Annotated in this window: 10 protein-coding genes and 1 riboswitch; of the genes, 6 read left to right on the plus strand and 4 right to left on the minus strand. The window is 69.9% G+C overall.

What is annotated here, in order from left to right:
* A riboswitch (SAM riboswitch) is annotated at positions 1-81 on the minus strand. This riboswitch is flagged as partial in the annotation.
* Between the two features lie 179 nt (positions 82-260).
* Entirely contained in the window at positions 261-2225 is a 1965-nt protein-coding gene (acs, locus tag V7053_RS15185; protein ID WP_334173109.1) for an acetate--CoA ligase, read from the plus strand.
* Between the two features lie 2 nt (positions 2226-2227).
* Here acs and V7053_RS15190 read toward each other — a convergent pair whose 3' ends face one another.
* Together V7053_RS15190 and V7053_RS15195 are read right to left on the minus strand one after the other, a co-directional pair.
* Positions 2228-3025 (minus strand): alpha/beta fold hydrolase, encoded by a 798-nt coding sequence (locus V7053_RS15190; RefSeq protein WP_334173110.1) that lies wholly within the window; start codon positions 3023-3025, stop codon positions 2228-2230.
* A 44-nt stretch (positions 3026-3069) separates the two neighbouring features.
* On the minus strand, positions 3070-3330 hold the full coding sequence (locus V7053_RS15195; RefSeq protein WP_334173111.1) for a hypothetical protein: 261 nt from the start codon (positions 3328-3330) through the stop codon (positions 3070-3072).
* A 92-nt stretch (positions 3331-3422) separates the two neighbouring features.
* Here V7053_RS15195 and V7053_RS15200 point away from each other — a divergent pair, with 92 nt between their 5' ends.
* Positions 3423-4412, plus strand: a complete 990-nt coding sequence (locus V7053_RS15200; RefSeq protein WP_334173112.1) for an ArsR/SmtB family transcription factor — start codon at positions 3423-3425, stop codon at positions 4410-4412.
* Here V7053_RS15200 and V7053_RS15205 read toward each other — a convergent pair.
* The gene (locus tag V7053_RS15205) at positions 4370-6022 is read right to left on the minus strand and encodes a chloride channel protein (RefSeq protein ID WP_334173113.1); all 1653 of its coding nucleotides are present in this window, start codon (positions 6020-6022) and stop codon (positions 4370-4372) included. The two genes, V7053_RS15200 and V7053_RS15205, sit on opposite strands and share 43 nt — an antisense overlap.
* The gene (locus V7053_RS15210) at positions 6019-6474 is read right to left on the minus strand and encodes a MarR family winged helix-turn-helix transcriptional regulator (RefSeq protein ID WP_334173114.1); all 456 of its coding nucleotides are present in this window, start codon (positions 6472-6474) and stop codon (positions 6019-6021) included. The genes V7053_RS15205 and V7053_RS15210 overlap by 4 nt, the downstream gene beginning before the upstream one ends.
* Positions 6475-6982: 508 nt before the next feature.
* On the opposite strand from V7053_RS15210, the gene sfnG reads away from it, so the two are divergent.
* The 4 genes from sfnG (at position 6983) to V7053_RS15230 (ending at position 11628) form a co-directional block, all read left to right on the plus strand.
* Positions 6983-8200 carry a dimethylsulfone monooxygenase SfnG gene (sfnG, locus tag V7053_RS15215; RefSeq protein WP_334173115.1) on the plus strand — a complete coding sequence of 406 codons (1218 nt, stop codon included), beginning with the start codon at positions 6983-6985 and terminating at the stop codon, positions 8198-8200.
* A complete protein-coding gene (locus V7053_RS15220) occupies positions 8200-9594 on the plus strand; it encodes an O-acetylhomoserine aminocarboxypropyltransferase/cysteine synthase family protein (RefSeq protein WP_334173116.1) in 1395 nt (464 codons plus the stop codon). The genes sfnG and V7053_RS15220 overlap by 1 nt, the downstream gene beginning before the upstream one ends.
* The gene (locus V7053_RS15225; RefSeq protein WP_334173117.1) at positions 9591-10088 is read left to right on the plus strand and encodes a CoA-binding protein; all 498 of its coding nucleotides are present in this window, start codon (positions 9591-9593) and stop codon (positions 10086-10088) included. Before V7053_RS15220 ends, V7053_RS15225 begins: the two co-directional genes overlap by 4 nt.
* A gap of 139 nt (positions 10089-10227) precedes the next feature.
* Positions 10228-11628: an NAD-dependent succinate-semialdehyde dehydrogenase gene (locus V7053_RS15230; RefSeq protein WP_334173118.1), complete on the plus strand. Its 1401-nt coding sequence runs from the start codon at positions 10228-10230 to the stop codon at positions 11626-11628.
* The last annotated feature ends 163 nt before the right edge of the window (positions 11629-11791 follow it).

An 11791-nucleotide genomic window follows, 5' to 3' on the forward strand; every position in this document is an offset into this window, starting at 1 on the left:
CCGGATCCTCATCTGGGGCACCCCACTACGGGAGAGGGTTGCCGCCCGGCCAGCCAGAGCTTCGCGCCGGGACTCTTGATCCTGTTATTCAGCGTACGGAACGCTTCTTTGCTCGGTAAAGCGCGTCCGTAACACGGACACACAAGGCAGTGGTCGTCCACTCGTGACTCTGCGTGACGTTCTGTTGCGCCTCAGTCTTTGGCCGCTGGACTGAGGCGGGCGTTTAGTGGAGACACCGCCACCCTTCAAGGAGCTCTGCCATGACCGCTGCCACCCCCGAACGCATTGCCTTCTGGGAGGACGCCGCGCGGCGGCTCGACTGGGAGGAGCCGTGGCACACGGCGCACTCCTGGTCCCCGGCTGACCTCGAGGCCAACACTCCCCCCGAGATCCGATGGTTCGCGGGCGGCAGGCTCAATGCGGCGGTGAACTGCGTCGACCGGCACGTCGAGGCGGGGCGGGGCGGGAAGGTCGCCCTGCACTTCGAGGGCGAGCGCGGCGACCGCGTCGCCGTCACGTACGCCGACCTCCAGCGGCGCGTCGCGCAGGCCGCGCACGCCCTCGAGGCGCTGGGGGTGCGGAAGGGGGACCGCGTCGTCGTCTATCTCCCGGTGCTCGTCGAAACGGTGGTGATCACGCTGGCATGCGCGCGCATCGGGGCGGTGCATTCCCTCGTGTTCGGCGGCTTCTCGGCGGAGGCTCTGCGCTTCCGGGTCGAGGACACGGGTGCGAAGCTCCTCGTGACGACCGACGGCCAGTTCCGGCGCGGGGAGGCCGTGCCGGTGAAGGAGAATGCGGACGCCGCGGTCCGTGGCGGCGCTGCGTCGGGCGACAACGCGATCGAGCACGTCCTGGTGATCCGCCGGACCGCTTCCGAGATCGCGTGGACCCCTGGGCGCGACGTGTGGTGGCACGAACTCGTCGACTCGCAGCCTGTGGTGCACAAGGCTGAGGCGTTCGACGCCGAGACGCCGCTCTTCATCATGTACACGTCGGGCACCACCGGGAAGCCGAAGGGCCTCGTCCACACAACGGGCGGCTACCTCACCCAGGCCTCATGGAGCCACGAATTCCTCTTCTCGAACCCTGAGCCGGCCCTCCGCGACGCGGACGTGCACTGGTGCACCGCCGACCTCGCGTGGGTCACGGCCCACACGTACGAGATGTACGGGCCGCTCTCGAACGGGGTCACCCAGGTCATCTTCGAGGGCACCCCCAACACGCCGCACCCGGGGCGCCACTTCGAGATCATCGAGCGCTACGGCGTCACGAGCTACTACACGGCGCCCACGCTCGTGCGCTCGCTCATGGGCTGGTTCCCCGACGGCGCCCCTGCCGGCTACGACCTCTCCTCCATCCGCCTCCTCGGAACGGTGGGCGAGGCGGTGAATCCCGAGGCGTGGCGCTGGCTGCGCTCGAACCTCGGGCGCGACTCGGGCGGCGATGTCCCCGGCGGCGTCCCCGTGGTGGACACATGGTGGCAGTCCGAGACCGGCGCAACTGTGCTATCACCGCGGGCCACCGACACGTCGTTCAAGCCCGGCTGTGCCACAAGGGCTCTCCCGGGGCTCGCCACGGACATCGTGGACGACGACGGCGAGCGCGTCGCGCCGGGCGTCCAGGGCAGCATCGTGGTCACCGCGAGCGGTCCCGCGATGGCGCGGACCGTCTGGGGCGACCCGCGCCGCTACCTCGACTCGTACTGGCGCAAGTATGCGGCGCAAGGGTGGTTCCTCGCGGGAGACGGCGCGAAGTTCGACGACGACGGCGACACCTGGATCCTCGGTCGCACCGACGATGTGCTCAACGTGTCGGGGCACCGCCTGTCCACGATCGAGATCGAATCCGCGCTCGTCTCCCACCCGGCCGTGGTCGAGGCGGGGGTGTGCCCTGTCGCCGACCGGACGACTGGGCACGCGATCGCAGCGTTCGTGGTGCTGACGTCCGACGCCGCGGCGCGCGCCGCCCGGGAGGCGGGCGGCGGGGCAGCCTTCGACGGCGCGCGGGTCGCCGACGCCCTGCGAGCCCACGTCGCGAAGCAGATCGGCCCGATTGCCAAGCCTCGCGACGTCGTCGTCGTTCCGGACGTACCCAAGACGCGCTCGGGCAAGATCATGCGCCGGCTGCTCACCCAGCTCTTCGAGGGGAGCCCTCTCGGCGACACGACAAGCCTGCAGAACGAGCCGTGCATCGCCGAGATCGAGAAGGTGCTCGCGGAACGCTGACCCTATCCGTGCGCGCGCACCCAGCGCCGCACCTCGGCGTCGAACGCCTCCGGCGCCTCGACGAAGCTCAGATGGCCGACGTCGGGGAGGAAGAAGAGTTCCGATCCGGGGATCTGGCGGTGCAGCTCATCGGCCACGGCGCGGGGCGAGCGAACGTCGAGGGCCCCGTACAGGAGGAGGGTCGGGACGGTGATGGTCGGAAGCACAGGGCGGTAGTCGACGCGCCCTGAGGCTGCGAGAAGCGCCCGCATACCGGTGGGCCGGAAGTCCTCGAAGAGGCGCGCCACCCGGGACTTCATCTCCTCGGTTGCCTGCTCGGACAGGAGCGTCGGCAGCCACGCGGGGATGATCTCGGAGGGCGACTTGTCCAATTCCGCGCTCGCCTGGCGATACCGCCGGTCCGCTTCCTCGGGCGGAAGCGAGCCCGCCCATCCGGCGTAGGCGGAGGCGAGGATGAGGGTAGCCGGGACCTCGGGGTGGGTCTTCCAGAGGTCGAGTGCGACTCCCGAGCCGAAGGAAAGCCCCAGCACGTGGGGCTTCCGCACGCCGTCCGCGAGGCCGAGTTCCCTGAGGAATCCCGCGAGGATCTCGCCGAGCGAGCCCGCGCCCTCGGCGAGGTCATCCGAGCCCCCGCACCCGGGCGTATCCCACGCGACGACGGTGAACTCGTCGGAGAGGTCCTGGAGCTGCCGCTCCCAGACCCGGCTGTCCTCATAGGCGCCGTGCAGGAGGACGAGGGGAGGGCCGCTGCCCGCCCTCTGATAGGCGATGCGCAGGCCGGCGACCTCGACAGTGTCCATGCGGACCAGCGTGGGGCGGCTTCCCGGGCCGGTCAAGGAGCCGATCAGAACAGCCGGAGCGGAGCGCCTCCGGACCGGCCGAGGCGGATCGAATCCTCGTCCCGCCGCTCCCGGAGCCGGGCGTCGATTGCGCCTGCCGCCTCGAACGATTCGCGCAGCCAGGCCAGGGCGCGGGCGAGTCCGCGGGAGAGGGTGCCGAACGGGGCGCCTGAGCGCGCGGTGGCTGTGCGGGGGGCGGCGCCTGAGCGCGCGGCGGCGGCCGAGGGTGCCAGGAGGGCGGGTGCGGTGCAAGTGTTCGTGCTCATGCCAGCAGTCTGCGAGGTCACGCCTGAAGGCGAAACGATTCGGCGCAGCCCGAATCCTCGACCTCAAGCCAGCGGATTCTTACGCTGATTCCATGCTGATCCGACTCACGAGCGAGGACCTCACCCGGGTCCGCTTCGAGGCCTCGCCCATGTGGGAGACGGTCACGAGCCTTCGCGCGCTCCAGCAGGGCACAGCTCTTCACCGGCCGTGGATCGAAGAGGCCAAGAAGCGGCTCGCCGACGCGCCGGAGCGGAAGGCGAAGGAGCATCTCCGGCTCCTCACGACGCTCGTGCAGGCGACCGGCCCGATCCCGGACGCGCTGACTCCGACCCCGGACCGCCAAGACTCGTTCGCCGAGACGCTCGAGGCCTTCGTGGGCGTACCGCCCGAGCTCTGGCTCCGCGACCTCGGGTACCTCGGGCATCGCGGGCTCGCGGACTACTCGCGCCGCATCATCGACGAATTCCGTGATGACGTCCCGCGCGGCGTCGCCCGCGTGACTGCCGCCCTCGAGTGGTACTGGGCCACCGCCGTCGAGCCCTACTGGCCGCGCCTGCGCTCGGTACTGCTCGCGGACATCGACTCGAGGCTCGAGGAACTGGCCCACCACGGCATCCAGGAGGTCTTCAAGACGCTGCACCCGAGCGTCCGTCCCGTCCCCGAGGGACTCGAGATCACGCGCGGCTGCGACGCAACCGACCTCCCCACCCCGGGGCGCGGGCTCATCCTCGTGCCGAACGCGTTCGTGTGGCCCAACACGCTCGTGCTCAACACCGCGCCCTTCGTGCCCACCCTCACGTACGCGCCGCGCGGCGTCGGCCGCCTGTGGGAGCGGGTCCGCGAGACGGGCGAGAGCCCCATCTCCCGGCTCCTCGGGCGCACGCGCGCCCAGATCCTCGCGCAGCTCGACGTTCCGATGACGACGACGCAGCTCGCCTGCGCGCTCGACCTCGCCGCCGGAACCGTCAGCAGCCATCTCAGGATCCTCGCCGAGTCGGGCCTCACGGAGCCAGTACGAGCAGGACGCGAAGTGTTCTATCAGCGGGGAAGGGTCGGCGAAGAGCTGCTCACCCGGGCGTGAAGCCGCGAAGGCGTGCCGCGGGTGCCCCTGCGTGCGAGGTAACGGAGCGGGCGGTCGCGGTCGGTCGCCTCCGTGAGGTCGTGCAGCCTGGCGGCCAGCAGGTCGGCGGGACCGATCAGCCCAAGGTACGCCCCGCCGTCGTCCACGACGGCGGCGGCGGAGGCGCCGGAGCTCGCGAGGACGTACGCGGCGTGCCGCACGGTATCCCGCGGATGGAGGACGGGCGCGGCCTCGGGGAGGTGCGTGGCAGGGGCGCGCATGATGTCCTCGCAGAAGAACGTCTCGAGCGGGTCGGTCGTGTAGTCGCGGGTCAGATGGAGCCCACGGCGGGCGATCTTCTCCGTCAGGACGGAGCGCCGCAGGAGCAGCACCGACGCGCCGTAGGCGACGACCGAGGCGATGAGCAGCGGGAGCGCGGCATCCCACGCGTGGGTCAGCTCGAGCGTGAAGACGACGCCGGTGAGCGGTGAGCGCATGACGCCGCCGACTACCGCAGTCAGCCCGAGCAGCGCCCAGAACCCCGGGATGACGCTCGGGAGGACGAGCCCGGCTGCGGCGCCCAGGGCGCCCCCGATCATGAAGATCGGCGCGAGCACGCCGCCGGACGTGCCGCTGCCCAGGGAGAGCGACCAGATGAGGGTCTTGACGACGAGGATGCCGACGATGAGGCCCGTCGTCGCCCGGCCCGTGAGGAGCTGGTCGATGACGTCGTAGCCCACGCCGAGGGCACGCGGCTCGACGAGGCCGCCAGCGCCGATGAGGAGGCCGCCGATGGCGGGCCACCACATCCAGTGGATCGGCAGCCTGGAGAAGGCGTCTTCGGCCCGGTAGACGAGCCAGGTCGCGCCCGCCGCGACCATCGCACCGCTGATGCCGACGACGCCGGCGAGCGCCTCGATGCCGGGCGTCAGGTGCAGGCCGGTGGTCGAGACGGGGAAGATCGGGGCACCGCCGAGGAGGACGCTGCGCACGACGGTCGAGACGGCGACGCCCGCTGCAACGGGAATGAAGCTGCGCGGGCGCCACTCGAAGAGCAGGAGTTCGACCGCGAGGAGCACGGCCGCGAGGGGCGAGTTGAACGTTGCCGCCATCCCGGAGGCGGCTCCGGCGACGAGGAGGGTCTTGCGCTCGTCCGCGGTGAGGTGGAGGTGCTGGGCGAGGATCGAGCCGATGGCCCCGCCCGTCATGATGATGGGCCCCTCGGCGCCGAACGGTCCTCCCGAGCCGATGCTGATGGCAGCCGAGATCGGCTTGAGGACTGCGACCTTGGGATCGACGCGGCTGCCTCCGATGAGGATGGACTCGATGGCCTCCGGCATCCCGTGACCGCGGATCTTCTCCGAGCCGAAGCGCGCCATGAGGCCGATCACGAGGCCGCCCGCGACGGGCAGCAGGAGCACCTGCCACCACGGATGTCCGCTTCCGACGGCAACGAGGCTCGTGGAGAGGCGCCCGTAGAAGAAGAGGTTCGTGGCGAGGCCGATGAGGCGCAGCAGCGCCCACGCGGCGAACGCGCCGAATGCGCCGACCGGGATCGCGAGGGCCGCCACGAGGATCATCCGCCGATCGACGGAGAAGTCGCTCAGCTCGTGGCCGCGGTGCGTCCTCATGCGACGACCGCCCGGCTGAGCGAAGTCGCAGAGAGGTGTTCGCGGAGCGCCCCGAGGCCCGCGGCGAGCTGCTCGCGCTGCTCCGGTTCGAGGTGGGCCAAGGCCTCGCGGAACTCCTCGTCCCGGCGGCGGAGGACGGCCTCGATCGCACCGGACCCGGCATCCGTGAGCGAGAGCAGCACGAGGCTGCGGTTCTCAGGCGAGTGGGCGCGCTCGACGTACCCTCCCGCGCACAGCCGGTCCGCGAGCCGAGTGACCGAGGAGCCGGAGACCTCGAGGATGTGTGCGAGCGCGCCGCTCGGCACGGTTCCGTGGTCGTGGAGGGCGAACAGCATCCGCATCTGCGGGAGCGAGAGTTCCGTGACCTCGTCGACGCTGCGCATGGCGACGGCGAGCAGATCGCGGGTCGCGCGCTGGAGTGCGTCGACTTGGGCGTCGAGAGGATTTGTCATACGACAAGTATTGCATAGTGCAAGGGGTTGCCCGCCGGCCCATCCCGGCGGGACCCCCGTCGTCGGCCGTCGCCGCCCGATTCCCACCACGACTCAAGCCCCCTCGGCGTGGCGCCCGACGACGCGCCGCCCAGGCTCTCTTCGAGGGGCCGAGCCGGTCGGAAAGGCACGCGCGCGGCCAACCGACCCTGCGGAGGTGACGGCTCAAGCCCAAAGCCAACCCGGCGGAGGTGACGGCTCAAGTTTCAAGGCGCGAGTCCAGGGCCTCTTGCCGAACGCTGTTCGGAAAACTCAACTCCGGACCGAGTGTGACGAAATAATTTGCCTGGTTACAGGGCTCACCGCAGAATCGATGTGACCCATCCCGAGCGGCTGAGAGATCTGGATCCGTGACGCCGCAGCAACCATGGTCACCGCCGAAACCGATTCGGCGGCGCCAAAGGTGCTACTGCCAGAAGCGATGGTGAGTGTCCCCGCTCTCGTCGCGCCCGATTAAAGGAGCGCAGCCGTGTCCGATCACGTCATCGATTTCGAGACCCCCCTGAAGTTCGCGTACTGGGTGCCCAACGTCTCGGGAGGCCTCGTGGTCTCCACGATCGAGCAGCGCACCAACTGGGAGTTCGAATACAACCGGACGCTCGCGCGCATCGCGGAGAACTCCGGCTTCGAATACGCCCTCACCCAGACCAGGTACGCCGCAAGCTACGGTGCCGACAAGCAGCACGAGGCCACATCCTTCTCCCTCGCGCTCCTCGGCGCGACCGAGCGACTCAAGGTGATCGCCGCCGTCCATCCCGGGATGTGGCACCCGGGAGTCCTCGCGAAGTTCGTCATCACCGCCGACCACATCTCGGGCGGCCGCGCCGCGGTCAACATCGTCTCGGGCTGGCTCAAGGACGAGTTCGTGAACTTCGGCCTCGAATGGCTCGAGCATGACGAGCGCTACGTCCGCACTGAGGAGTTCATCAACGTGCTCCGCGGCCTCTGGACGGAGCAGGGCTACTCGCAGTCCGGAAAGTACTACAACATCAACGACTTCACGATGAATCCGGCCCCGGTCAGCGTGGAGGGCCGCCCGCATCCCGAGATCTTCTTCGGCGGCAACTCGACCGCCGCGCAGGCCGCCGCGGGCCGCACGGCTGACTGGTACTTCTCGAACGGCCGCGATATCGAGGGGTTCAAGGAGAACATCGCAGGCGTACTCGCCGCCGCAGAGGAAGGCCGCAAGGCCCCGGCACGCCCTGGCTCCTCCCCCCGCCCGGCCCCACGATTTGGACTGAACGGCTTCGTCATCGCCCGCGACACCGAGAAGGAAGCCCACGAGACCCTCCGCGAGATCATCGCGAAGGCACACCGCCCGGCAGTCGAAGGCTTCGCCGCCGCCGTCAAGGAGGCCGGCCAGTCCACCAAGGACGGCAAGGGCATGTGGGAGGACTCGACGTTCGAGGACCTCGTCCAGTACAACGACGGCTTCCGCACGAAGCTCATCGGCACGCCCGAGCAGATCGCCGAGCGCATCGTCGAGTACAAGAAGATCGGCGTGAACCTGTTCCTCACGGGCTACCTGCACTTCCAGGAGGAGGTCGAGGCGTTCGGCCGCGACGTGCTCCCGATCGTGCGCGAGCTCGAGGCGGACCTCGCCCGCAAGAACGGCACCGAGCTCAACACCGCCCTGCTCCCTGTGACGAACTTCGCGGGAGCCGGCTTGGCCGGGGCGGGCTCCTGATGGCTGAGCGCCAGTTCGGCTTCCGCACCCGTGCGCTGCACGCCGGCGGCACGCCGGACGCCGAGCACGGGGCGCGCGCGGTCCCGATCTACCAGTCGACGTCGTTCGTCTTCAAGGACACGGACGACGCCGCCAACCTCTTCGCGCTGCAGAAGTACGGCAACATCTACTCCCGCATCGGCAACCCGACCGTCGCGGCGTTCGAGGAGCGCATCGCGTCCCTCGAGGGCGGCATCGGAGCGGTCGCGACGTCGTCGGGCATGGCCGCCGAGTTCATCACGTTCGCCGCGCTCGCCCAGGCGGGCGACCACATCGTGGCGTCGTCGAAGCTCTACGGCGGCACGATCACCCAGCTCGACGTCACCCTGCGCCGCTTCGGCATCGACACGACATTCGTCGACAGCACGGAGGCCGCGGACTTCAAGGCCGCGCTCCGGGACACCACGAAGGCGATCTACACCGAGGTGGTCGCGAACCCCTCGGGCGACATCGCCGACCTCCCGGGCCTCGCCGCCGTCGCCCACGAGCACGGCATTCCGCTCGTCGTGGACTCCACGCTCACGCCGCCGTACCTCCTGAGGCCCATCGAGCACGGCGCGGACATCGTGATCCACTCGGCCACGAAATTCCTCGGCGGCCACGGCACCACGCTGGGCGGCGTCGTCGTCGAAAGCGGGACGTTCAACTGGGGCAACGGCAAGTTCCCCTCCATGACCGAGCCTGTGCCGAGCTACGGCAACGTCTCGTGGTGGGGCAACTTCGGCGAGTACGGCTTCCTCACCAAGCTCCGCTCGGAGCAGCTGCGCGACATCGGGCCGTCGCTCCCGGCGCAGTCGGCGTTCCAGCTCCTGCAGGGCGTCGAGACGCTCCCGCAGCGCATGGACGCCCACCTCGCGAACGCCCAGCGCGTCGCGGAGTGGCTCGCCGCGGATCCCCGCGTCACGTACGTGAACTACGCCGGGCTGCCCTCGCATCCGCAGCACGAGCGCGCGAAGGAGCTCCTGCCGCTCGGCGTCGGGTCCGTGTTCAGCTTCGGTGTGAAGGGCGGCCGCGAGGCAGGCGCCCGGTTCATCGAGGCGCTCCAGATCGCGAGTCATCTGGCCAACATCGGCGATGCGCGCACGCTCGTCCTGCATCCGGGGTCCACGACGCACCAGCAGCTCTCCGCCGAGCAGCTCGTCGCGGCGGGCGTCCCGGCGGACCTCATTCGGCTCTCGGTTGGGCTCGAGGACGTCGAGGACATCATCTGGGACCTGGACCAGGCGCTCGAGGCTTCGCAGCTCGAGGCACTCGAGACCGACTTCGCCGCCCCGACGTACGACGGCGAGGCCTGCACCGTGCCGGGCGTCGCCGCCGCGCGGGTCGCCGCTGCTTCGAACGGAGGCACAAAGTGACCGCCGCCGCCGAGCGCGCCTGGGTCGGTCCGTCCGCCCCGGAGCGCCTCCGGATCCTCCGCGAGACGAAGGTCATCGCGATCGTCGGGGCCTCGGACAAGCCGAGCCGCGCGAGCTACTTCGTCGCGACCTACCTGCTCTCCTCGACGAAGTACCGCGTGTACTTCGTGAACCCGGTCGTGAAGACGATCCTCGGCCAACCGGTCTACCCCTCGCTCGACGCGCTGCCCGAGACGCCGGATCTCGTCGAGGTCTTCCGCAAGCACGACGACCTCCCCGGGGTCCTCGAGGAGGCCAAGGCCGTGGGCGCGAAGACGATCTGGCTCCAGCTCGGCTCATGGCACGAGGGCGTGGCGGCCGACGCCGAGGCTGCGGGAATGAACGTCGTGATGGACCGCTGCGTCAAGATCGAGCACGCGCGCTTCCACGGGGGCCTGCACCTCGCGGGCTTCAACACCGGCGTCGTATCCAGCAAGCGGCAGGTGCTCGCCTAGTCTTCGGCGGGACGTACGACGGCGGCCGGTCGCCTTCCGCGGGAGGTGACCGGCCGCCGTCGTTCCCCTCATGGGTGACAGAAGTTGCCAAGAGTGATAGAGCGTAGGGGGAACCGACCACGCGAAGAAGGAGCCCTCCGTGACCACCACCAGCAGCGCCGCCGAGCCCGGCTACCGGGTCCTGAACCCGGCGACCGGGGAACTCGTCGAGACGTTCCCGACGGCGACCGACGACGAAGTCGAGACCGCGATCGCCTCAGCCACGAGCGCGTACCAGGCCTGGAAGGACGTCCCGATCGAGGACCGGGCCAAGGCAGTGGCGCGCGCTGCGGACCTGTTCGCCGAGCGCGCAGATGATCTCGCGAGGATCATCACGACCGAGATGGGCAAGCCCCTCTCGCAGGCCAAGGGCGAGGCCGAGTTTGCCGCGGACATCTTCCGCTACTTCGCCACGGAGGGCCCGTCGCTGGCCGCGGACCAGGAGATCAAGACCTTCTCGGGGGGCCGCGCCGTCGTCCAGAAGCTCCCCATCGGTCCGCTCCTCGGGATCATGCCGTGGAACTACCCGTACTATCAGGTCGCCCGCTTCGCGGCCCCCAACCTCATGCTCGGCAACACGATCATCCTCAAGCACGCCGAGACCTGCCCCCGCTCCGCCCTCGCAATCGAGCAGCTCCTGCACGACGCCGGCATTCCGGAAGGCGCCTACGTGAACGTCTTCGCGAGCCACGACCAGATCGCGACGATCATCGCCGACCCGCGGGTGCAGGGGGTATCCCTCACCGGCTCCGAGCGGGCCGGGGCGATCATCGGCGAACTCGCCGGGAAGAACCTCAAGAAGGCCGTCCTCGAGCTCGGCGGCTCGGACCCCTTCGTCGTCCTCGACGCCCCCGACCCCAAGGCCACAGCCGACACCGCGTGGGACACGCGCATGGAGAACACGGGCCAGGCCTGCAACTCGAACAAACGCATGATCGTCATGGACGACGTCTTCGACGACTTCGTCGCCGAGCTCACCGCCCGGGCCCAAGGCCTGACCCCGGGTGACCCGAGCGCCGACAAGGAGGGTACCTTCGCCCCGCTCTCGTCCCGCGCCGCAGCGGAGACCCTTGCGGAACAGGTCCGCGACGCCGTCGAGAAGGGTGCAACCCTCCACGCCGGCGGCGAACTCGCCGCAGGCGAGGCCGCCTACTTCTCCCCCGCGGTCCTCACCGGCGTTACCCCGGAGATGCGCGCCTACCGGGAAGAGCTCTTCGGACCCGTCGCCGTCGTCTACAAGGTCGCGGACGACGACGAAGCCCTGCGGCTCGCCAACGACACCCCCTACGGGCTCGGCGGCGCCGTCTTCTCCTCCGACCCCGAGCGGGCCGCGCGCGTCGCCCAACGGCTCGAGGTCGGCATGGCGAACGTCAACACACCGGCGGGCGAGGGCGCCGAGATCCCGTTCGGCGGCGTCAAGCGCTCCGGCTTCGGCCGCGAGCTGGGACCGCTCGGCATGGACGAGTTCGTCAACAAGCGCCTCTTCTACGTCGCGGACTGACCGCTGCCCACTCGGGTAACCCCCTACCCACTCGGGTGGCCCCTACCCGCTCGGGGAACCCCCTACCCGCTCGGGTGACCCCCTACCCGCTCGGGGAACCCCTACCCGCTCGGGGAACCCCCTACCCGCTCGGGGAACCCCTACCCGCTCGGGGAACCCCCTA

This window comes from Sinomonas sp. (assembly GCF_036848755.1).
Taxonomy (GTDB): domain Bacteria; phylum Actinomycetota; class Actinomycetes; order Actinomycetales; family Micrococcaceae; genus Sinomonas.

Coding starts and splice junctions, on each gene's coding strand:
- V7053_RS15200 (WP_334173112.1), top strand. CDS start 3,423: ATGCTGATCCGACTCACGAGCGAGGACCTCACCCGGGTCCGCTTCGAG.
- V7053_RS15220 (WP_334173116.1), top strand. CDS start 8,200: ATGGCTGAGCGCCAGTTCGGCTTCCGCACCCGTGCGCTGCACGCCGGC.
- V7053_RS15195 (WP_334173111.1), bottom strand. CDS start 3,330: ATGAGCACGAACACTTGCACCGCACCCGCCCTCCTGGCACCCTCGGCC.
- V7053_RS15205 (WP_334173113.1), bottom strand. CDS start 6,022: ATGAGGACGCACCGCGGCCACGAGCTGAGCGACTTCTCCGTCGATCGG.
- V7053_RS15210 (WP_334173114.1), bottom strand. CDS start 6,474: ATGACAAATCCTCTCGACGCCCAAGTCGACGCACTCCAGCGCGCGACC.
- V7053_RS15190 (WP_334173110.1), bottom strand. CDS start 3,025: ATGGACACTGTCGAGGTCGCCGGCCTGCGCATCGCCTATCAGAGGGCG.
- acs (WP_334173109.1), top strand. CDS start 261: ATGACCGCTGCCACCCCCGAACGCATTGCCTTCTGGGAGGACGCCGCG.